The following is a 21,161-nucleotide window of genomic DNA, read 5'->3' on the forward strand; positions in this document are numbered from 1 at the left end:
GGACGGGGCACGGGTGGTACTGCCTTCGGTCTGGGCATCTGTGCGCGAGATACCGGGTGGACTCGACGAGAACGGCAGGTATTCGGACTCGGGTTCGTCCGGACCCGACGCCTTCCCGGGTTGCCCCAGTGGCTTGATGTCGGGTCCGTCCCCCATACCGCTGCGCGCCAGTCCTGGATTCGCACCAGGTTCCCTGGCACCCGCTTGTGCAGGTGCGACCGATCTCTCCGGTGAGGTTAGCAATACGGACACCGAGGCCCCACCCTCGCGTAGCCGGGCGAGTGCAGCCCGGAGGTCGTAGGCTGGGGCCGGCAGAGCAACGACCAGACGCGAATCGAACCGAGGCGGACGGTGATCCGATGGACGGACGGCCCACGAAACTGGCCATCATCGGCGCGGGCGCGGTGGGCACCGCGATCGCCTACTCAGCACTGATCCGGGGGGTCGCGCGGACCGTCGCCCTGCTGGACATCAAGGCGACGAAGGTCACCGCGGAAGTGCTCGACCTGTCGCACGGTCTCGAGTTCGTGCCCCGTGCCGACATCATCGGCTCCGACGACGTGTCGGTGTGCGCCGGCGCCGACGTCGTCGTGTTCACGGCCGGCGCCAAGCAGAAGCCGGGTCAGTCGCGTCTCGAATTGGCCGAGGCGACAATAGGTTTGACACGATCGATTCTGCCCGGTGTGCTCGAGGTCGCGCCGAATGCGATCTACCTCATGGTGACCAACCCGGTCGACGTCGTCACCTACGCCGCCCAGCGGGTCACCGGCCTGCCGTCGAATCGGCTGTTCGGTTCCGGAACCGTTCTCGACTCGTCGCGCTTGCGGTTCCTCATCGCGCAGCACTGCGGTGTGGCGGTCCAGAGTGTGCATTCCTATATCGTCGGCGAACACGGCGACAGCGAGATCCCGCTGTGGTCTTCGGCGACGATCGGCGGGGTGCCGCTGACATCCTGGAAGGCCTTGCCCGGCCGACCGGCCATGGACTCCGTTGCCCGCGAACGCATTCGGTCTGAGGTCGTGCACGCCGCCTACGCGATCATCGAAGGCAAGGGTGCGACCAACTACGCCATCGGCCTCGCCGCCACCCGGATCGTCGAAGCTGTGCTCGGCGACGAACACCGGGTGCTGCCCGTCTCGACGGTCGCCTCCGGGTTCCCCGGGCTCGAGGACGTATGTCTGTCCCTGCCGACGGTCGTCGACCGCGGTGGTGCGCAGACGCGACTCGAGGTGCCGCTGTCGCCGGACGAGGAGGCGGGTCTGCTCGTATCGGCCGAGACCCTGCGCGGGATGCAGGCGCGATTCGGGTTGTAGCGCGCTCCTTCGGTCCCGTGACGACCTTGCATGGCGCACTGTCCATCGGCCGGACCAATCTCGCGACACAACGCGGATACCGACGACGCTGCCGGGTTAGCTTTGCCTGGTCACATCGGTCTAGGGAGAGTTCGACGATGAGTGCTTCGCGAAAGATGGTTCTGGGGTTCGTCGCTGCGGCGTCGATGGCAGTCGCGCCGCTGATGGTCGCGGCACCCGCGTCGGCCGCGACCGACTACGCCAACTGCACGGCACTCAACGCCGACCACCCGCACGGCGTCGGCGAGCCCGGTGCCGTCGATTCGACCTCCAGCACCCCGGTCACGAACTTCACCGTCGACCAGGCCCTCTACGACGCCAACGACGAGAGCGATCGCGACAAGGACGGCATCGCCTGCGAGAAGCAGTGACCGCGATTCCACTCCGGTGACGTGTTCACCCCGCGTCGTGTTCGGCGAGACCCGCGCGACATCGCCCGCTGGTTGTCCGCGGGCGGAGCTCCCGACCCTGGCCTTTCCGGCCCGTCGGCGGCCCGATGGAACCGATCGGGCCGCTGGATAGTCTGAAATACATGCGCGACGACAAGCTGCTCACCCGGATCTCCGCCCTCCTGCGACAGGCGGAGAACACCGACAACGAGCACGAAGCCGAGACGTTCATGCAGGCCGCACAGCGTCTGGCCACGGCGTCGTCGATCGATCTCGCCGTGGCCCGCGCGCACGATCCGGCCGCCCGCAAGAAGGCCACCCCCATCTCGCGGCAGATCAAGATCGGCGAGCCGGGCAAGCGCGGCCTGCGCACCTACGTGCAACTGTTCGTGGCCATCACCGCGGCCAACGACGTGACCGTCGACGTCGCGAGCAACTCGACCTTCGTCCTCGCCTACGGCTACGAGGCCGACATCGACGCCTGCGAGGCGCTCTACACGTCGCTGATCATCCAGATGGTCGCCGCCAGCGACGCCTACCTGAGGTCGGGGGCGTACAAGGGCGAGACATTCGCGCGGGTCGTCACGAAGGGCAGCGGATGGCGTGCCCGCCGGGTGATCGAGGAGAAACCGCTGTCGCCCATCACGGCGCGACTCAACTTCCAATCGGCCTTCGCCGAACGCATCGGCAAGCGGCTCACCGAGGCGCGCGACGCCGCCCGCGAAGAAGCCCTCGCCGCCGAGCGGAGGTCCGGTGAGCCCGAACGTTCGACGGCGCTGGCGTTGCGCAACAAGGAACTCGAGGTCACCGACTTCTACAAGACCGAGTCCACCGCACGCGGCACGTGGCGACCGTCGAGTGCATCGGCCGGCTACTCCGAGGCCGCACGGAAGGCGGGCGACCGCGCGGGGCGTCGGGCCAAGATCGGTGCCGACAGCGAATTCGGCGGTGCCCGAGGGGCTCTGGAGGCCTGACGGCGCTCGACCCCTCGCCGATCGAGGGTGCTGCGGCCAGGGATCCGTCCGACAGGTGGGCTTCGCCCGGAGTTCACCGCACGTTAGTCGGTGTCGATAGCGTGATCACCTGACCGCATCACGGCTTGACCAAGGGGGAATCCGTGGAATTCAGGCACCTGGTTTCGTTCCTCGCGATAGCCGAGGAACTCCACTTCGGCCGGGCCGCTGCCCGTCTCCACCTCACCCAGCCGTCATTGAGCGCCCAGCTCCAGAAACTGGAACGGTCGTTGGGCGTGCAGCTCGTGCAGCGCACCTCGCACGAGGTCAAACTCACCTCGGCCGGTGAGGCCTTCGAGTCCCACGCCCGGCTCATCGTCCTGCAGATGGAGAAGGCGGCCACCAGCGCCAAGTCCACCGCCGAGGGGCTGTCCGGGTCGCTGAACGTCGGATACAACCTGCCGGCCGGACACCACGTCCTGCCGACGGTGATGACGCGGATGAGCAAGGACTATCCGGACATCTCGATCTCGCTGTGGGAGAAGCGGACCGGACCGCAACTGGCGGCACTGTCGGACGGCACGCTCGACGTCGCCCTGGCGTACGGGCGTCCGCACACCCGACAGTTCCGGTCGCGTCGGTTGCTCGCCGACATCCCCATCGTGGCGATCGTCGGCCGCGGCCATCGGTGGGCCGGGCGGTCCGGGGTGCGCTTCGCCGAACTCGCCGCCGAGCAGTGTTTGCTGTTCCAGCGCGAACAGACCCCCGCGATGTACGACTCGATCGTGAGGGCAGCGGCCGAGGCGGGTATCGAGATGACCCTCGCCGGCACAGCGGACGATCCGGGCGCGGCTGCCTACATGGTGGCGGCCAAACCGTTGGTCGGTTTCGCGTCGCTGCCGCGTGCGGTGGCCGTGGGACGGGGTGTCCCGGGGCCGGGACCCGTCGCGGTGAAGCTGTTCGACCCGATCCCGGTCATCGACCTGTACGCCGTGTGGCGTGCCGACGACACCAGCCCGGTGGTCGCTCGCTTTCTCGACTGCCTGGGCGACGAGGCCGACTCCCGGCGTCTGGTCGGCTGACGCGGGCGACTCGCGTGCTCGTCGGGATGACGCGAATGCGGGCACCTCGAGCAAGACCCGACGCCTACTTCAGTCCGGAGCGCACGAACGCGTTGACGACGTGGCGTTGCATGAGCAGGTACAGGACGAACACCGGGAGGCAGGTCATCCCGGCAAGGGCCATCATCGCGCCCCAGTTGGTGCCCTCGGCCGTCATGAAACTCCGCAGGCCGATCTGCACGACCGAACCCGCCCGCTGCAGGATCATCGCGGGCCAGAAGTACTCATTCCACGCATTGATGAACAGGAGGATTCCGAGCGCCGCCAGCGCCGGCCGCAGGTTGGGCACGACCACGGTCCACAGGATCGACCACGACCCCCGGCCGTCCAACTCGGCGGCCGTCACCAGCTCCTTGGGGAAGGACTCCAGGTGCTGGCGCAGCATGAGCACGGCGAGAGCCGAGCACATCGTCGGCATCACCACGCCGGCCAGCGTGTTGAGCAGACCGAGCTGCTGAAGCAGAACGTAGTTCGGCAGCATCGTGACCTGGAAGGGCACCAGCCAGGTGCCGACGAAACCGAGGTAGAGCAGTCCCTTGAAACGGAATTCGAAGACGGCGAATCCGTAGGCCGCGAGCAACGCGACGAGTAGCTGCGCGACCATCGAGCCGGTGGCGACCGCGCAGGTGTTGAGCAGCAGACGGACTACATCGGTCTGCGCCCCCGCGTCGGCGAAGTTCTGGAATGACAGCGGCCACGGCAGCGGGGCCAGCGAGTACTGGTCCTCGGGTCGTCGCAGCGCGGTCGCGACCATCCAGTAGATCGGGAACCCGCAGGCCACCGCGATGGTGGCGAGGACGAGGTGACCGCGTATCCGTGCACCGCGGGTGACGCCGCGGGCGCGTGACTCGCGGGCGGGAACCGCACCCACCGCTGTCGCGGCGTCACGCGTGGTGGCGGCGCCGGTCAGGTCGTGGGTCCGCAGGTCACTTGTCGTCATGGAAGGTCACCCGTTCCGATAGGCGGACCAGCCCGGCGGCGAGCAGTCCGAACAGGACGAAGACGACGATGCCCATCGCCGCACTCATGCCGGCATCGAAGGTCTGGAAGCCGTACTCCCACAACAGGTAGTACACGTTGGTGGTGGCACCGGACGGACCACCCTGGGTGAGGGTGTCGATCAGTGGGAAGGTCCACTGCGCGCTCAGGAGCACGGTGAGCAGCGTCAGGAGCACGAGGGACGGAGAGAGCAGCGGCAGCGTTATCCACCGGTCGATCTGCGCGTTCGTGGCACCGTCCACGCGGGCGGCCTCGTGGTAGTCGGGGTTGATGCCGGCGATGCCGGCCGTGACGACCAGGACGGCGAAGCCGACGACATGCCACCCGGTGATCACGATGATCGCGAGCTGCGCCGTCCGGGTGTCGTTGATCCAGTTGACCTCGAGACCGAGGACGCGATTGATGGCACCGTCCTCCGGTTCGGCCAGCCACCGCCAGGCCGCCGCCGATGCCACGGGCGCGACGAGGAACGGTGCAAAGATGACGCTCTGGTAGATCACCCGCATCCGGCCGGTGACGCTGCGGCTCGCAAACGCGATCACGACCGGGGCCAGTACCGCGAAGGGCAACAGTCCCACGATGACCTCCACTGTGTGCCAAAGGGATTCACCGACCTCGGGGAGTTCGGTGAGCCGCTGGTAGTTGTCCCCGCCGACCCCGACCATCGGGTTGTCCGGCAGCAGGTTCCACGAGTGGAACGACAGCTGCACGGCCTGCGCCAGTGGCCGGTACGTCCAGATCACCAGCAACGCGACCGCCGGGGCGAGATACATGTACGGTGTCGCGCGGCGGAGGATGCGCCCACGCGATGGTCGTCGTACCCGGGTGGGCGCGGCAGCGGGCACATCCCGGGGCGTCGTACCGGACGGAGAGGGGTTGCCGAGAGGAATCAGCACGGGTCAGTCCTGACGTGCCGGCTCACGCAGTGCCGCCAGCGTCTGTGATTCGTCGGCGTCGTACACCGTCTCGGTCGGGGTGGCCTCGACCGCGGTCGCGACGACGGTGCCGTCCACGACGTCGATGCGACTGAAGCCGTATCCGATGTGCCCCCGATGCCGCCCCACCGGGGCGAGGGTGTCGAGACGGTAGGCGAGTGCCGGCCCGACCCACACCGGGATCCCCGCCAGTGAACCGCCTCCGGTGAGATGCGAGTGCCCGCAGACGATCATCCGCACATCGGATCCGGCAAGGGCCTCTGCCAGCCGGTCGGCCTCGCGCAGGCGCAGCAGGTCGATCGGCGCGATCGCCGATCGCAACGGCGGATGGTGAAGCGCCAGCACCGTGGTGCCCGACGGTGCGGGCGTTGCCACCTCGTCGCGCAACCAGGCCAGCTGCTCGGGTTCGAGCCATCCGTCATGCCGGCGCGGACGGGTGCTGTCCAAGGTGATCACCCGGGTTCCGCGCAATAGATGCACGGTGTCGTGCGGCGCATCGGGATCACCCGGCTGGTCGAACAATCCGATCCGGAATGCTTCTCGTGCATCGTGATTGCCCATCGCGTAGATCACCTGTGCGCCGATCGACCCGGCCGCGGGCTCGACGAGGTCGCGCAACCTGCGGTAGGCCCGGACGTCCCCGTTGTCGGTGAGATCACCCGACAACAGCAGCGCATCCACGCGCCTGCCGGAGGCGACGATCCGCTCGAGCACCTCGCCGAGGTTGCGGGCGCTGTCCACGACGCCCCGCAGCAACTGTCCCGGGGGCACGATGTGGGTGTCGGTCAGTTGCAAGATGGTGCAGTTCGTCGTACTCATCGAGCCGGCATCAATCGGGTCGACTGGCGCTGCGCCTCGCTCAGCGCGGCCTGTGGGTCGGCACCCTGGTAGACGACCTTCTCGACGGCTGTCATCAGGTTGCTCTGGATCTGCTTGTAGCTGTTGCCCGGCATCGACCGCCAGGGTTCGAGTCGTTGCAGCTGATCCAGATTCGGATCGATCAGCCCGCGGTTCTCGCGTGCCCATTCGCTCAGGTGAGCCGGGTCGTCGACGAGGCCGGTACGGAGCGGCAGGTATCCGATGCCCTTGGCGATCGTCGTGAACGCGTCGTTGCCGGTCAGATAGCGGATCAGCTCCCACGCCGCCCGCTGCTTGGCTGGGTCCTTGGCGAAGATGTACAGTGCCACACCGGAATTGGTGGGTACCGTGGGATGTTGGCCGAAGGCCGGCATCGGTGCCGCGCGTAGTTCCCACTTGTCTTTCGCGCCCCCGAGGAACGTCGCCTGCATGGAACTGCTCTCCAGGATCATGCCCATGTCGCCACGCGTGAATGCCTCGTAACCCTGCTTCTGCGTGAATGCCGGTGTGCCACCGGACTTCACGAGCTGCTGGGCCATCGTGGTGACCGCGATCGCGGCGGGGTCGGCGAATGACAAGGTGGTGCGGTCCGGGGAGATGACCTGTCCGCCGGCGGAACGGATCAGGCTCTGATAGCACCAGTCGGTGGCCGATTTGGTCAGGCAGTCGATGTAGACGCCGCCCTTGCCGGTCCGGGCGGCGATCGCACGGGCTGCTCCGGCGACCTCGTCCCACGTGGCGGGAGGCTTGTCGGGGTCGAGGCCGGCGCGGCGGAACAGGTCGGCGTTGTAATAGAACACCGGGGTCGACATCACGAACGGAATTCCGAAGGTGACGCCGTCGGACACACCGAGCGTTCGCACGCTCGACGCGTAGGGGTGGCGCTCGGCGAAGTGCGCTTCGACGGCGTCGGTGCCGAACAGTGCCGAGAGTGGCTGGGCGCCGAGCTGGTCGACGACGAAACCGAAATCGCCGAAGCCCAGCTGTGCGACGTCGGGGGCCGAGCCGGCCACCGACTGGTTCTGCACGCTCGAGATGGCGTCGCGGGCGGGGTTGGGGCTGTTGCCCTGCGGTTTCTGGGCCTTGACGGTGATGTTGGGGTGTTTCTTGCTGAAATCGGCGATCAGTGTGTTGAAGGTGTCGGTCCATGCACCGGCCAGACCGTAGTTGTAGCTCTCGAAGACGATCGTGACCTTCTGGGCCGGATCGAGTTCGGGCACCGCGACGGCGGTTCCCTCCCCGGCGGTCGAACCCATGCTGCAGGCGGACAGTACGACGGCGGTGGTGGTGAGTGCGGCGACGATCGCCACTGCTCTGCGACGCAGGGACCTGCGACTCATGATGCTGCTCCTTGTCGGATGAGGGTGTTCTCGCGGGTGGTGGAGGTGTCCGGCTTCCACTGCAGACGCCGGCCGCTGGACCGGTCGAAGAGATGGATGTCGCCGGCAGCGACGGACAGGCGGATGTGATCGCCCGCGCGCGCCGTCGGGCGTCGGACGCGGGCCTGCAATGTCGTGGTGTGGGCGCGCAGGTGCAGGACCTCGTCACTGCCGACGTTCTCGACGGTGAGGACCTCCGCGGCGATCTGGCCGCGCGGGTCGAGCACCATCCGTTCCGGCCGGATTCCGGCGGTGACCTCGTGCGGGGCATATCCGCCGGCCGGCGTGGGCAGGTCGATCGGTAGGTGAATCCCGGGTGCGCGCACCACCATCCGGTCGTTCTCGGAGGCCACCACGGCGTCGAACAGGCACATCGGCGGGGCGCCGAGGAACGCGGCCACGAAGGTCGACGCGGGTTGGTCGTACAGCTCGTCGGGCGCGCCGACCTGCTCGACGTGGCCCGAGTCGAGCAACACGATGCGCGTCGCCATCGACATGGCCTCGATCTGGTCATGGGTGACGTACAGGAACGTGGCGCCGATGCGATCGTGCAGGTCGACGAGTTCGGTCCTGGTGGCCGAACGCAGCCGGGCATCGAGATTCGACAGCGGTTCGTCCATCAGATAAGCGCCCGGTTCCTGCACCATCGCACGGGCGAGGGCCACGCGCTGGCGTTGTCCGCCCGACAGGGCTGCCGGGCGGCGTGCGAGCAGTTCCGTGAGTGCGAGCGACGACGCCACCCGCTCGACCCGTCCGGTGATCTCAGCGCGCCGGACAGACCGGGCCCGCAGCGGGAACGCGACGTTCTTGGCGACAGTGAGATGCGGATACAGGGCGTAGCTCTGGAACACCATCGCGAGACGCCGGTCTCGGGGCGGCAGATCGGTGACGTCGTGGCCGTCGATCCGGATCTCACCCGCGGTCGGCTCGGCGAGACCGGCGATCATCCGCAGGAGCGTGGACTTGCCGCATCCGCTGGGGCCGAGGAAGACGATGAACTCGCCGTCGGCGACGTCGAGGTCTATCGAGTTCAGCGCTCGTGTGGACCCGTAATCCTTGGTGAGTCCGGAAAGCTCGATCCGGCTCACGACGAGATCGCCTCCGGCAGCGACCGATCCGGGCGGTCATCTGGATGGTGTCGTGCGGTTCCTGCGGTCATGGTGTCCCCTCCGGTTCACGATCTGCGCAGACACAGTGTCGGGCGCGGACGGTGACGAGGGGGGATGGATAGGCAGCGCCTATCGTGCGAGAGCGGGCGGCCCGGAGCTCACACCGGCGGGCGGTACCAGGAGGCGGTCGGCACGGTGAACGGTGTAGGCGTTCCCGCCCACCGCTGAACCCGGCGTCCCACGCGGCCCTCGTCGGTGACCACGGCATGCACGACGGTGGCGGTCACGACCAGGATCGCGGCGAAGACGAACAGCCAGCCGATCGCGACGAAGACGATGCCGAGCGTGCCGAAGTAGCGGATGGTGCTCGACGCCAGCGTGGGCAGCGCGACGCGGCTCCCGGCCAGCAGCACCGTGATCAGCAGGCCCGTGCCCACGCCGTTGAGCACCAGGAGGCGGAGCGGGACCTGGGTGGAGACCAGCAGTCGCGGGATCACGGTGAACGTGGCGGACCAGATCATGACCGTCACCACGAAGATCAGCACGATGCCGAGCAGCCCGCTGCCCCCGAGATAGATGCCGAAGAGCGATTCGGCCCGCAATCCCGTCGACAATCCTTGCGCGGTCACGGCGGCCGGGATGAGGAACAACACGACCACCCAACGCCAGAACGCTCGCCATGGCAGTTTGGTGACACCCCAGATCGAGACATACATTCGGCCGAGTGCACGTGACAGGGAGGTGGCGCCGGCGATGGTCATCAGTGCGCCGATGACCCCGAAGGTGGCGAAGGACTGCGGGTCGTCGACCGACGTGTGGTCGAGGCGGCTCCCCGGGATGCCGAGTTCGGTCAGCGCGTCGTCGACGACGTCCGTGCCCGGCAGGGTGAGCACCAGGATGACGATGGGCAGGATCGAGGTGAACGCCTGCGCGGCGAGGGTCATCGCCCGGTCGGTCACGTCACCGCGGGCGATGTCGGTGAGGATGCGCAGGCTGAGCGTCGCACCAGGGAGTCGGAGCACGCGTTCGGCGGCGCGCGCACGTCGGGACGGCGCATGAAGACTCCCATCGGGTACAGCGGACCCTCATCATCATTGGTGATGCCGTGAGCCCCCGTGACACCGGGCGTGCCCGGTACTACGACGCCGAGCGACTCGTGTTCCGGCTTTTCGACACCGCGTCGTCGTCGCGCACCGTGCAGCTGGCCGGGACCGAACTCACCTTGCCGGCCGAGGCCCGGTTCGCCTCGATCGAGGCGGTGCGTGACTACGTGCGGCGGGTCTTGGAGCTGCCGAGCGTACGATCGCGGTTCCCGCGCGCCGCCGAGCCCGTGTCGGTACGCGAGCGCCGAGGTCAGAGCTCGGCGCACTACGCCCGGTCGACGACGGTGTCCGGAAACGAACTCGTGCGCGCCGAGATCGCGATCCCGTCGTCGGCCGAGGGGCGGTGGGCATTACGGGAGCTGGTCGTTCTGCACGAACTCGCCCATCATCTCGACGACTCCAGGGGCCCGGGACACGGACGAGGCTTCGTGCTCACCTTCATCGAACTCGTGGGTATGGTCCTCGGGCCCGAGGCGGCGTTCGTCTTCCGCGTCGTCCTCGCCGACTCGGGGATCGGCTGATCGGGTTCAGTGGCCGGTGATCGCCTTGGCCGCATGGCCGATCGTCGCATCGCCCCCGGCCATGATCCGCATGAACTCGCGCTGTTCGGCCATCCCACGCTCCGCGGCCCGCTCCCGTCCTCCCGGTCGCTGGGCGGCGATCGAACGGATGATGTTGACGGGGAACCGGATCGCCGGATACCACGGCAGGACGAACGGCAGTCCCAGGGTGTGCATCGCACCTCGTCGGAGGAACGCGCTGGTGATCGAGAGATGTTGCGAGCGCGCGATCTTGCGCCGCAGACCCGCGAACCGGCGATAGTCCCACTGGAGTGGGTCGTCGGCCATCGGAACCGAGAGCTGCCTGGTCGTCTCATCCGGGGTCGAGAGGACGTACGAGGTTTGGTGGAGCACACGGGTCGCGTCGCGAAAATCCCTGGGCAGGAACTCGTCCTGGACGCCGAGAAGCCAACCGGTGTACCGCGTGAGGTGTGCGACGGCGTCGTACTCGCCGGGCCGATTGACGAGTCCCATCATCACCGCTCCGAGGCTGGGCGAGACGAGCGCCCCGATCAGCGTCGCGGCCATGTCGGTCTGGTTGATGGGAAGTCCCCAGGCGTCGGAATCCCAGTCCGGGAGGGCGGCGACGTGGCGTCGGACGAATGCATGGATCAGCCGGACGTGCAGCGTCGATCGATAGCCGACTCCCTGTGGCAGCAAACCGTTCTCGGTGATGACGTCGGTGGCCCACTGGGTGGTCTCGGCGAAGCGCTTGTTCGAACCCTTCTCCAATGCGCCGGTGCGCAACAGGGTCTGGTTGAAGCCGGAGAACTGGTAGCCGCCCAGCAACGCGACGTCACGTGCGACGTACAGGCCGTCGGCGCCGCCGCTGCGCATGATCCGGGCACCCTCTTCGATCAGGTCCCGGTCGACCCAGTCCGGGGTCTTCTCGTAGACCTCGAAGAACTCGCGGAGCGGAGCCGGGGCGTCGGTCACCGAAGCGATGCCGTTCTCCAGCGCCTGCTCGAACAGCGGACGCGCCTGCGTCATCCCGGCCGTGTGCATCCACTCGACCAGGCGATCGGCCGGTTCGTCGCCGACGGTGAGGAGCTCGCCGAGGTGGCGGAAGAGTTCTCGGTCGGGTTTACGCAGGCCCAGCAGAAGGCCGACGGCCCACAGGCCGGTCGGGATCTTGCACGGACCCGATGGGTGTCGCGTCGGGATCGTCGTCGCGGTGGGGAGCGGTGCAGGGGGGATCGGCGCGGCGGGGCCCGGGGGCGCCTGCGGTGCGGTGGAGGCGACCCGTGAGGTGGTCATCGGACGTGCACTCCGATCGGAGACGTTTCGAACAGGGCTGTCATCGAAACGTAGGTCTCCGGCGCCGCAGAGTCAATGGGACGGATGAAAATATTCGTCCCAAATGGCTGGTCGCAGGATCGGGATGTCAGACGGTGGCGGCGTCCTCCAGGTCGGAACGCAACCCCTCACCGGCGAGCAACGTGAGGTAACTCGGATGCGCGGGGTCGAGGACCAGGCGCTGCTTGCGGCCGCGTGCCTTGATCAGGTCGGGCACGACGGTGAGGTAGCGCGGCAGGCTGGCCGCGTAGACGTCTACGCGCAGACGGTGGCCGGGTTGCAGTACCGCGTCGGTGGGGACGAGGTCGACATCGATGCGGACCGGTTCGTCGGCCGGGACCGGCAGTTTGTGCTTGTGGGACAGGTAGTGGTGCGCCGACAGCAGGCTGCCGTCGGTGGTGTACGTCGACTTGCTGCGGTCCAGGGCGCGATTCGACGCCGACAGTGCGCCGTTGGTGAGTACGGTCGACGTGCCGTCGGGCGCAACGTCGTTCACGGTCACCGCCCAGATCGCCTCGTGCGCGGTGGTCGCGACGTTGAGTCGCAGGTTCATCGCACCGCTGACCGGGGTCGCCTCGAGAACCGGTGCCGTCGTGAACGACAGCGCACCCCGCTCCTGGAAACGAGCGTCCTTGGCGTAGTCGGCGCCGAGGACCATCGTTGCGCCGGCAGTCACCTGGGTCATGTCGCGCGACCGCAGTCCGCGGGTGTCGGGACGGATGTGCAGCGATGAGACACCTTGTGCGGGAGTCGAACCCAGCGTTCCGTCATGAACGGCGTGATCGGCGGTGGACGAGGTGTCCGGCGTCAGGTAGAGCCGGGTCGGCGCCACGCCGGGCCGCGGGAAGTTCTGTCCGGCCGTCCACGCGCCGCCCTGCTGCAGCATGGTGACCGGACCGTAGAACTCCACTCCGTTGCGGTGCCCCTTGAGCCAACGGTCGAACCAGGCGCGTTCGAGGACGTCGAGTCGCGGCGGCGCGAACTTGCCGCCGTAGCCCGAGCCGACGTCGAGGTGATAGCCGTCGCCGACGATCATCTGCTTGCGGCCCGGTTCCATCTTCAGTCGTTCGTAGACACCGGTGGCGCTGCGACCGAACAGGTCGTGCCATGCGCCGACCGTGAACGTGGGGGCCTCGATGCGGTCGACGATCGGGTCGCGTTCGTCGAAATACGGGTCGTCGAAGATGCGTGGGTCGCGCGCGGTGAGGAAACCCCAGAGCAGCGAGGGGATATCGGTGGCCGGCGACTTCACCCGGTCGATGGCCCACCGCAGAGCGTGGCCGCTGACGATGTCACGAAGGATGTTGGCGGGGTTGGGAACCCACTTGAGCATGTTGACCGCCGACAACCACACCGGGATGAACGCCGACGGCATCCCGCCGGTGATGTAGATGTCACGCACGATGTCGTCGCAGCCCTCGACCGCGAAGACCGCCTTCAGCTGTGGCGGTCGCTTGTCCGCGGCCTGCAGCGAGTTGATCGCCGAATAGGACCAGCCGGCCAGGCCGACGGTTCCGTCACACCATTCCTGCTCGGCGACCCAGTCGATGATCTCCACCGAGTCCTGCTGCTCACGCGGGCCGAGGATCTGCCACTTGCCGTGGCTGGCTCCGGTACCGCGTACGTCGACGACGACCTGTACGTAGCCGCTGCGCACCAGGTTGCGGTTGATGCCGAAGACGTCGAAGACTCCGCCGGACAGCGTCTGGGTGAGTGTCGTGAGGCCCTCGAGTGCGGTGCCGCTGGCGTCGATCGACGCCGACGCCGTGTGCAGGGCTTTGCCGAGCACAGGAGCGTGCAGTGCCTGATCGACGAAGTCGATGGCGGCCCGGTTGTACGGGTTGATGTTGATGATCGCGGGGTAGGGCGTGAGAACCGTCTGACCGAACCGGTTGGCCGGGCGGATCACCGTGGCACGCAGGACGGCACCGTCGCTCATGGTGATCGAGACGTCACGATCGATGACGACGCGCGGGTACAGCTGCTTGCCGTCGACCTGTTCACGCCAGCGGATGGCGTCGGCGCCACCCGTGGGGTCGCCGAGGGGGAGGGTGCCGAAGTGGGGCGCTTCGGTGATGCGCCGCGAGGGAAGTGGCGAGGGAACCGGGCGCGCGCGTCGTTCCGCGGGATCCAGCTGATACGTCATGGTGCATCACCCTGCCTGGGGTGGGGTGCCACACCGTGTGTGCTGCTGGTCGAGATGGCCGGGTGGACACCGACGCCCCGTCGTGTCGGTCGTGGGCGCCAGGCGGATCCGACTGCTTGGGATCCGGTGTGTTCCAGGTCACCTCACACGTTCGCTGAAGAATAGCTCAGCTTCGGTATCGGATGGCTAACCGGGTGGCGTCGGTTTGACCATCGGGGGATCTACGAACGATCACGTTCGGGCAGCGACAGGTCGATCGCGGCGGCGGCCTCGAGGACCATCCAGGCCGACAGCTGCACCGACAGGTCACGTTCGGGGACCTCCGACGGCGTCACGGCACCCGCGACGAACTGGGCTTTCTTGCCGGAAGCCGTTGGTACGACGGCCCTGCGGCGCCAGTCGCTGGGGAAGACCACGTGCCCGCGGATCTCCGTGCGATTGGCCCAGGCCGCGTCGGCGCTCGAGGTCACGATCCGGGCTGCCCGGGCGCGCAGTTCATCCGATCCGCCGACCTCGGGCAGATCGGTGGCGACGAGCGCCAGATAGCGGGCGAGCACCCCGTGGAACAGGCCGCCGTCGCCGCCTCCGCCGCCGTTGATCACCCCGTCGGTGCACGAGTGCTTCTCGACGGCCCCGAGAAGCCGGGCCAGACGGTCCAGGTGACGCTGTTCACCGGTCTCGCGGAAGACCTCGAGTTCGGCGCCGAGTACGACGCCCTGGCAGTAGGTGTACGTGCCGGTCTCGGCCTTCAGCGAACCGTCGGGCTGCTTCTTCAGGCCGTCGATGACCAGGTGGGTCTTCGGGTCGATGAGGTTGGCGTCCATCCAGTCGCACATCGCGACGGCGCGTTCGACGTGGCCGGTGCGGGCGACCAGGATCGCGGCGGGGCCGTTTGCGGGGGCGTTGAAGAACTGATCGGTGGTGCGCCACGGGATTCCGCCGCCGTCCTCGGGGACCCAGGCGTCGAGCATCCGTCGGGTCAGGGTCTCCAGGCCCCGCCGGTGGTCGAGGTCGAGGTGGCGGTCGGCTCGTTCGATCGCCAGGCCGAGCCAGGCCATGTCGTCGTAGTAGTTGTTGGTCCACCGCCCGAGGTTGCGGACCTTGATCCCGCGCAGTACCCGGTTGGCGTCGTCGGCGATGTGCGGATCGAAGGAGCGGTCACCCTCGACACGGTGGATCGCGGCGTCGACGAGAAGGTCGACGAGATGCGCATGCCACCAGTAGTGCCAGGATCCGAGGTGCGCCGCGACGAATCCGATCGGCCAGGCGACGGCCGCCGTGCGCGTCGCCGGCAACCCGAACGCGCGCTGCAGGTGGCGTGCCGCGATGGCGTCCATGGCGGCCTGCGCGCGCTCATTGGGGTCGTGCACCTCGGTCGATTTGGATTGTTGCCCCACGACCACGTAGCCTAATCGTCGATGTGATGCACACCCGTGCGTCGTATCGGTTCAACCAGAGACCGTTGGTCGTCGGGAACTCCCGAACGAAGGCGCGACGAAGTCGCCGGCCCACGCAGGATGAACGAGGAATGTTGTCCCACACATTACGTGTGTGCGTCTTCACCCCCGTGCCTGCGCGCCGGGGCGTTTGTCATTTCCGCCTCCACGGCCCGTCGCTCAGTTGAACCCGACCAACTCAAGTGACGAGGAGAGGAGGCGAAGTATGGCCAAGTCCGAAAAGGTCGCCGCTGTTGCGGAGATCGCAGAGCAGTTCAAGGGCTCCACGGCGACGGTTATCACGGAATACCGTGGTCTGTCCGTCACCCAGATCTCCCAGCTGCGACGTTCCCTCGGTGAGGGTGCAACCTACTCCGTCGCCAAGAACACCCTGGTGAAGCGTGCCGCTGCTGAAGCGGGCGTGGAAGGGCTCGACGAGCTGTTCACCGGTCCGACCGCGATTGCCTTCATCGAAGGTGAGCCGGTTGTGGCCGCGAAGGCGATCAAGACGTTCGCCAAGGACAACAAGGCTCTGGTCATCAAGGGCGGGTACATGGACGGCCGCGCGCTGTCCATTGCCGAGATCGAGCAGATCGCCGACCTTGAGACCCGTGAGGTCTTGCTGGCCAAGCTCGCCGGTGCCATGAAGGGCAACTTGGCTAAGGCAGCCGGCCTGTTCAACCAGCCGGCATCGCAGGTCGCGCGTCTCGCAGCGGCCCTGCAGGAGAAGAAGAACGAAGCCGGCGAATAACTCGCCGCACCAAGCCGATCCCCGAACCGTACGGGGATGCACACCAACCCCGTACGGGGACTTACAGGAAGGACGCCACCATGGCGAAGCTCACCGCTGACGAGCTCATCGATCAGTTCAAGGAACTGACCCTGCTGGAGCTCAGCGATTTCGTGAAGAAGTTCGAAGAGGTCTTCGAGGTCACCGCGGCCGCTCCGGTCGCCGTTGCCGCTGCCGGTGCACCGGCTGCCGGTGGCGCCGAGGCTGCTGCCGAGCAGGACGAGTTCGACGTCATCCTCGAGGGTGCCGGCGACAAGAAGATCCAGGTCATCAAGGTCGTCCGCGAGGTCGTCTCGGGTCTGGGCCTGAAGGAAGCCAAGGACCTCGTCGAGGGTGCTCCGAAGGCTCTCCTGGAGAAGGTCGACAAGGACGCCGCCGAGGCTGCCAAGGCCAAGCTCGAAGAGGCCGGCGCCAAGGTCTCCGTCAAGTAAGACTCTTCTTACGCGACTCACGAGCCCGGGACAGCATTGCTGTCCCGGGCTCGTTGCTGTGTTGGCCTGACTCCCAGACTTCATTTCGACGTTGCGACCTCGATCGAAGTCGCAACGTCGAAATGAAGTCTGGGAGTCGAGCGCTCAGGCGGCAGTGAGCCCCAACTTCATGAGCCAGGGTCTGAGGAGGCCGACCAGCTCTTCGCGTTCGAGTTCGGCCCACGTCCAGCGGACCACCATGATGCCCATGGCCCGGAGGGCATCCTCGCGCCGCTTCTCGCGGATCAATGCCTCGCGCGGGGTTTCTCCGGGGCGCAGACCGTATTTCTGCATCCCGTCGAACTCACCGACGAGCCGACCCTCCCAGTCGAAGTCCGCCCGCGCCTCGCCCTGTGATGTCTGGAACGTGTGCTGGAGACGGGGAAGAGGGAGCCCGGCTGCAATCATCTGGGCGCGGCTCCACGACTCCCCGACGCCCTCTGAGGACGCGTCGGCGAGCGAAAGGGCTCGTCGTGCGGTGCTGGTCCCGGGTCGCCGTAGACGCGCGTCGAGGATGGCCGTCATGACGGATGAATCGGCCTTCATCGCCAGTGCTCGGTCGAAGGCCACCAGTGCTTGCGCGAAGTTGCCGTTCGTGGCGATGTCGACCGCAGTGCGCTCGAGCGTGGTCACCTCGATCCCGTCGACCATCTTGATGTCGCCGGATGTCAGCGGGCCGTTGTGTACGTGCCGATGGCCGCGGACGAAACCGCCCGCGGTGGACTTCTTGGTGAGATGGACAGCCTCGCGGTCGGGGTGGAGTAGTTCGAGCCCGAGGACGGCTGCCGCCGAATCATGGCTCAGCGTCGCCTTGCCGCGATCACGTGCCGAGGTCGCCACTGCGATGGACTGCAGCCGATGGATCGCGGTGGAATCGGCAGCGTCGGGATCGGCCTCCAAGTAGACCCCGGGGGCCAACCGGATCAAGTCCCCGCTGTCCACCGCCGCCGCGACGGTGTCGTCGCTGATGCCGACCCGCAGCGTCGATTCGCGCCGTATGAGTCCGTATCGATCGGTCGGGAACCATGTCATGGGGATTGGACGCACGACGCGTCATCTCCGTTCAATGCGTCCCCGAAACGGACACTCCCGGAGTGACCTGGGACTCTGCGTCGGGCGTCACAACGGGGTCGGTGTCCGACTTTCCTCACCACTTAACATCAGCTAATGTCATCGACGCGGCGTGGTTACCTGCCGGTAGCTTCCGCCGCTGCCAACGCTGAGGGTGCCGGTCGCTCTGTGAGCGGTCGCTGGTCGGTTACAGTGACCCCAACCACAAATGCCACCGGTTGGTGTGCGGTCACACCGTGGCCGCCTTCGGGGGCAGCGATCGTCTGGAGGAAGTTGTGGGTGTTGAGGTCAGTGTCGAGGGGCTCACGAAGTCGTTTGGTTCGCAGAATATTTGGCGTGATGTCACGCTGACCCTCCCGGAGGGTGAGGTGTCTGCGCTGCTCGGTCCGTCGGGTACCGGTAAGTCGGTGTTCTTGAAGACGTTGATCGGGTTGCTGCATCCCGAGCAGGGGTCGGTGATCGTCGATGGCACCGATATCACGCAGTGTTCGGCCAAAGAGCTCTATGAGATCCGCAAGCTGTTCGGTGTGCTGTTCCAGGATGGTGCCCTGTTCGGTTCGATGTCGTTGTTCGACAACATCGCGTTCCCGCTTCGTGAGCACACGAAGAAGAAGGAGAACGAGGTCCGCGACATCGTGATGGAGAAGATCGATCTGGTCGGTCTGACCGGTGCCGAGGACAAGCTTCCCGGTGAGATCTCCGGTGGTATGCGCAAGCGTGCCGGTCTGGCGCGCGCGTTGGTGCTCGATCCGCAGATCATTTTGTGTGACGAGCCGGATTCGGGTCTGGATCCGGTGCGTACCGCCTACATCAGCCAGTTGTTGATCGACATCAACGCCCAGATCGATGCGACGATCCTGATCGTGACGCACAACATCAACATCGCGCGCACGATCCCGGACAACATCGGCATGTTGTTCCGGAAGGAGCTGGTGATGTTCGGTCCGCGTGAGCAGTTGCTGACCTCGGAGCAGCCGGTGGTCAAGCAGTTCCTCTCCGGTGACCGGTTCGGTCCGATCGGTATGTCGGAGGAGAAGGACGAGGCCGTCCAGAAGCAGGAAGAGGCCATGCAGGCCGCGGGTATCTCCGGTGGTGGTACCAAGGAGGACTTCACCGAGATCATCCCGCAGGTCCAGCCCAATCCGGGTATGCCCGAACGCAAGGCGGTCGCCCGTCACCGTGAGCGCGTGCATGCGATGCTGCCCGGCCTGCCGCAGAACGCGCAGGAGGCCATCCGTCGCAGCCAGGAGCAGGAAGACCAGATCCGCGAGGAGAGCCGCGCCCACGCCGAGGATGTGGCGAACGGACGCCACAGCGGGGACAACGAGTGGACGAGCGCTTCCTCGGGGAACCTGGCCGTCGCCGACGCCAAGACCGACGTGATCGACTACGGCGGCAGCGATGCGCCGACAGAGCAGTGGCAGACGCCCGGTGGCGGCGACGCACTGACCAAGCCCAGTCATCGTGCTTCAGACGCAAACGAAGGGCGGACGATCCAGGGATGACCAATGCCACCACGCGTGGCGTCGACCGAATCGCGCAGGCCGGAACGGGCGCCCTAGCCCAGACCGGCAATATCGTTCAGCTCTTCGTCGATGTTGCACGCCAGACCTTTGTGCGCCCGTTTCAGTGGCGGGAGTTCATCCAGCAGGCGTGGTTCATCGCCAGTGTGACGATCCTGCCCACCGCCCTGATCGCGATTCCGTTCGGCGCGATCGTCTCCTTGCAGACGGGTTCGCTGATCAAACAACTCGGCGCCGAGTCGTACACCGGTGCGGCCAGCGTGTTGGTGGTCATCCAGCAGGGGTCACCACTCGTGACCTCGCTCCTCATCGCGGGTGCGGCCGGGTCGGCGGTTGCCGCCGACCTCGGTTCGCGCACCATCCGCGAGGAGATCGACGCGATGGAAGTGTTGGGCATCAACCCCATCCAGCGACTCGTGGTCCCGCGTGTGCTGGCCATGGTCCTGGTCGCGATACTGCTCAACGGTCTGGTCGCCGTCATCGGCATCGGTGGTGGTTACTTCTTCAACGTGGTGATGCAGGGCGGCACCCCGGGCGCCTACCTGGCGTCGTTCGGTGCCCTCGCCCAGCTGCCCGACCTCTGGGTGTCGACGCTGAAGGCCGCGGTCTTCGGTGTCCTCGCCGGCGTCGTCGCCGCCTACAAGGGCCTCAATCCCAAGGGCGGCCCGAAGGGTGTGGGTGACGCCGTCAACCAGAGCGTCGTCATCACATTCCTTCTGCTGTTTCTCGCCAATCTGATCATCACTGCGGTCTACCTGCAGATCGTCCCACCGAAGGGGAGCTAGTCGTGACCGATGGTGGCGGCGGCGTGACGATCGCCAAGAGCAGGCCCGAGTACTACATGTACGAGGCCCGCAAACAGCTGGGCAGACCACTCAAGGTGCTCGACGGCGCCGGTGAGCAGATGTCGTTCTACGGCCGCACGCTCGCGTGGATGCCGAAGACGCTGGTGCACTACACCCGTGAGGTCCTGCGCCTACTCGCCGAAGTTGCCTTCGGCTCGGGCGGACTCGCGGTGATCGGCGGCACCATCGGCGTGATGGTGCTGATGTCGGGCTTCACCGGCGTCGTCGTCGGCCTTCAGGGTTATGCGGCACTCGACCAGATCGGGTCGCAGGCACTGACCGGCTTCCTGTCGGCCTATGTCAACACCCGTGAGGTGGCGCCTCTGGTGGCGGGCCTCGCCCTGTCCGCGACCGTCGGCTGTGGCTTCACCGCCCAGCTCGGCGCCATGCGCATCTCGGAGGAGATCGACGCCCTCGAGACGATGGCCGTGCCGTCGATCCCGTTCCTCGTGTCGACGCGCGTGATCGCCGGGTTCATCGCGGTCATCCCGCTGTACGTGCTCGGTCTGCTGTCGGCGTACCTGGCGTCTCGGGTGGTCACGACGGTCTTCAATGGACAGTCAGGCGGTTCCTACGACCACTACTTCAACCTGTTCCTGCCGCCGGCCGACGTGCTCTGGTCGTTCGGCAAGGTGCTGGTCTTCGCCTTCGTGATCATCCTGGTGCACTGCTACTACGGCTACTACGCATCGGGTGGACCCGCAGGTGTGGGCGTGGCCGTCGGTCACGCGGTCCGCTCGGCACTGGTCCTCATCGCGATCCTCGACTTCTTCCTGGGACTCGCGATCTGGGGCACCACGACGACGGTCAGAGTGGGAGGTTAGCG

General features: G+C 66.9%; 19 protein-coding genes, 1 pseudogene and 1 riboswitch. Of the genes and pseudogenes, 10 read left to right on the top strand and 10 right to left on the bottom strand.

All coding sequences use genetic code 11. The features are described 5' to 3' along the window. Nucleotides 1–56: 56 nt before the first annotated feature. Nucleotides 57–238: riboswitch (cobalamin riboswitch) on the bottom strand. 121 nt (nucleotides 239–359) lie between these two features. The 4 genes from IHQ52_RS08325 to IHQ52_RS08340 all read left to right on the top strand — a co-directional run bounded on the left by IHQ52_RS08325 (nucleotide 360) and on the right by IHQ52_RS08340 (nucleotide 3,776). Next, the gene (locus tag IHQ52_RS08325) at nucleotides 360–1,313 is read left to right on the top strand and encodes an L-lactate dehydrogenase (RefSeq protein WP_096273230.1); all 954 of its coding nucleotides are present in this window, start codon (nucleotides 360–362) and stop codon (nucleotides 1,311–1,313) included. A gap of 137 nt (nucleotides 1,314–1,450) precedes the next feature. Then, entirely contained in the window at nucleotides 1,451–1,723 is a 273-nt protein-coding gene (locus tag IHQ52_RS08330) for an excalibur calcium-binding domain-containing protein (protein ID WP_096273232.1), read from the top strand. Nucleotides 1,724–1,884: 161 nt separating this feature from the next. Beyond that, nucleotides 1,885–2,715, top strand: coding sequence for a DUF2786 domain-containing protein (locus IHQ52_RS08335; protein ID WP_238064152.1), 831 nt, complete (start codon nucleotides 1,885–1,887; stop codon nucleotides 2,713–2,715). A gap of 143 nt (nucleotides 2,716–2,858) precedes the next feature. After that, entirely contained in the window at nucleotides 2,859–3,776 is a 918-nt protein-coding gene (locus IHQ52_RS08340) for a LysR family transcriptional regulator (RefSeq protein ID WP_159405520.1), read from the top strand. Nucleotides 3,777–3,840: 64 nt separating this feature from the next. On the opposite strand, the gene IHQ52_RS08345 is transcribed toward IHQ52_RS08340, so the two are convergent. The 6 genes and pseudogenes from IHQ52_RS08345 to IHQ52_RS08370 all read right to left on the bottom strand — a co-directional run bounded on the left by IHQ52_RS08345 (nucleotide 3,841) and on the right by IHQ52_RS08370 (nucleotide 10,152). After that, nucleotides 3,841–4,755, bottom strand: coding sequence for a carbohydrate ABC transporter permease (locus IHQ52_RS08345; RefSeq protein ID WP_236577682.1), 915 nt, complete (start codon nucleotides 4,753–4,755; stop codon nucleotides 3,841–3,843). After that, nucleotides 4,742–5,710 carry a carbohydrate ABC transporter permease gene (locus IHQ52_RS08350; RefSeq protein WP_201450617.1) on the bottom strand — a complete coding sequence of 323 codons (969 nt, stop codon included), beginning with the start codon at nucleotides 5,708–5,710 and terminating at the stop codon, nucleotides 4,742–4,744. Before IHQ52_RS08350 ends, IHQ52_RS08345 begins: the two co-directional genes overlap by 14 nt. Nucleotides 5,711–5,713: 3 nt before the next feature. Then, complete coding sequence (locus tag IHQ52_RS08355; protein WP_159405519.1) at nucleotides 5,714–6,568, bottom strand: metallophosphoesterase; 855 nt, start codon at nucleotides 6,566–6,568, stop codon at nucleotides 5,714–5,716. Then, a complete protein-coding gene (locus tag IHQ52_RS08360; protein ID WP_159405518.1) occupies nucleotides 6,565–7,947 on the bottom strand; it encodes an ABC transporter substrate-binding protein in 1,383 nt (460 codons plus the stop codon). The genes IHQ52_RS08355 and IHQ52_RS08360 overlap by 4 nt, the downstream gene beginning before the upstream one ends. Next, nucleotides 7,944–9,074, bottom strand: a complete 1,131-nt coding sequence (locus IHQ52_RS08365; protein ID WP_006435316.1) for an ABC transporter ATP-binding protein — start codon at nucleotides 9,072–9,074, stop codon at nucleotides 7,944–7,946. The genes IHQ52_RS08360 and IHQ52_RS08365 overlap by 4 nt, the downstream gene beginning before the upstream one ends. Nucleotides 9,075–9,253: 179 nt before the next feature. Beyond that, nucleotides 9,254–10,152: pseudogene (locus IHQ52_RS08370) on the bottom strand (hypothetical protein). A gap of 48 nt (nucleotides 10,153–10,200) precedes the next feature. Here IHQ52_RS08370 and IHQ52_RS08375 point away from each other — a divergent pair. Beyond that, nucleotides 10,201–10,719 (top strand): TIGR04338 family metallohydrolase, encoded by a 519-nt coding sequence (locus tag IHQ52_RS08375; RefSeq protein ID WP_006435318.1) that lies wholly within the window; start codon nucleotides 10,201–10,203, stop codon nucleotides 10,717–10,719. A 6-nt stretch (nucleotides 10,720–10,725) separates the two neighbouring features. On the opposite strand, the gene IHQ52_RS08380 is transcribed toward IHQ52_RS08375, so the two are convergent. The 3 genes from IHQ52_RS08380 to IHQ52_RS08390 form a co-directional block, all read right to left on the bottom strand. Beyond that, a complete protein-coding gene (locus tag IHQ52_RS08380; protein ID WP_024499805.1) occupies nucleotides 10,726–12,015 on the bottom strand; it encodes an oxygenase MpaB family protein in 1,290 nt (429 codons plus the stop codon). Nucleotides 12,016–12,142: 127 nt separating this feature from the next. Then, the gene (locus IHQ52_RS08385) at nucleotides 12,143–14,200 is read right to left on the bottom strand and encodes a CocE/NonD family hydrolase (RefSeq protein ID WP_024499806.1); all 2,058 of its coding nucleotides are present in this window, start codon (nucleotides 14,198–14,200) and stop codon (nucleotides 12,143–12,145) included. A gap of 221 nt (nucleotides 14,201–14,421) precedes the next feature. Beyond that, on the bottom strand, nucleotides 14,422–15,597 hold the full coding sequence (locus tag IHQ52_RS08390; RefSeq protein ID WP_024499807.1) for a glycoside hydrolase family 76 protein: 1,176 nt from the start codon (nucleotides 15,595–15,597) through the stop codon (nucleotides 14,422–14,424). Nucleotides 15,598–15,862: 265 nt separating this feature from the next. On the opposite strand from IHQ52_RS08390, the gene rplJ reads away from it, so the two are divergent. Together rplJ and rplL are read left to right on the top strand one after the other, a co-directional pair. Further along, a complete protein-coding gene (gene rplJ / locus IHQ52_RS08395; RefSeq protein ID WP_006435322.1) occupies nucleotides 15,863–16,387 on the top strand; it encodes a 50S ribosomal protein L10 in 525 nt (174 codons plus the stop codon). 80 nt (nucleotides 16,388–16,467) lie between these two features. Beyond that, the gene (gene rplL, locus IHQ52_RS08400) at nucleotides 16,468–16,857 is read left to right on the top strand and encodes a 50S ribosomal protein L7/L12 (protein ID WP_005199657.1); all 390 of its coding nucleotides are present in this window, start codon (nucleotides 16,468–16,470) and stop codon (nucleotides 16,855–16,857) included. A 144-nt stretch (nucleotides 16,858–17,001) separates the two neighbouring features. On the opposite strand, the gene IHQ52_RS08405 is transcribed toward rplL, so the two are convergent. Continuing rightward, nucleotides 17,002–17,928: a type IV toxin-antitoxin system AbiEi family antitoxin domain-containing protein gene (locus tag IHQ52_RS08405; RefSeq protein WP_210737958.1), complete on the bottom strand. Its 927-nt coding sequence runs from the start codon at nucleotides 17,926–17,928 to the stop codon at nucleotides 17,002–17,004. Nucleotides 17,929–18,242: 314 nt separating this feature from the next. On the opposite strand from IHQ52_RS08405, the gene IHQ52_RS08410 reads away from it, so the two are divergent. The 3 genes from IHQ52_RS08410 to IHQ52_RS08420 are packed head-to-tail and all read left to right on the top strand — an operon-like array spanning nucleotide 18,243 to nucleotide 21,159. Next, nucleotides 18,243–19,472 carry an ABC transporter ATP-binding protein gene (locus tag IHQ52_RS08410; RefSeq protein WP_005199659.1) on the top strand — a complete coding sequence of 410 codons (1,230 nt, stop codon included), beginning with the start codon at nucleotides 18,243–18,245 and terminating at the stop codon, nucleotides 19,470–19,472. Continuing rightward, nucleotides 19,469–20,275, top strand: a complete 807-nt coding sequence (locus tag IHQ52_RS08415) for an MlaE family ABC transporter permease (protein ID WP_005199661.1) — start codon at nucleotides 19,469–19,471, stop codon at nucleotides 20,273–20,275. The genes IHQ52_RS08410 and IHQ52_RS08415 overlap by 4 nt, the downstream gene beginning before the upstream one ends. A 56-nt stretch (nucleotides 20,276–20,331) precedes the next feature. Continuing rightward, the gene (locus tag IHQ52_RS08420; protein WP_081598192.1) at nucleotides 20,332–21,159 is read left to right on the top strand and encodes an MlaE family ABC transporter permease; all 828 of its coding nucleotides are present in this window, start codon (nucleotides 20,332–20,334) and stop codon (nucleotides 21,157–21,159) included. Nucleotides 21,160–21,161 lie beyond the last annotated feature (2 nt).

This window comes from Gordonia amicalis (assembly GCF_022059885.1).
GTDB classification, from domain to species: Bacteria; Actinomycetota; Actinomycetes; order Mycobacteriales; family Mycobacteriaceae; genus Gordonia; species Gordonia amicalis.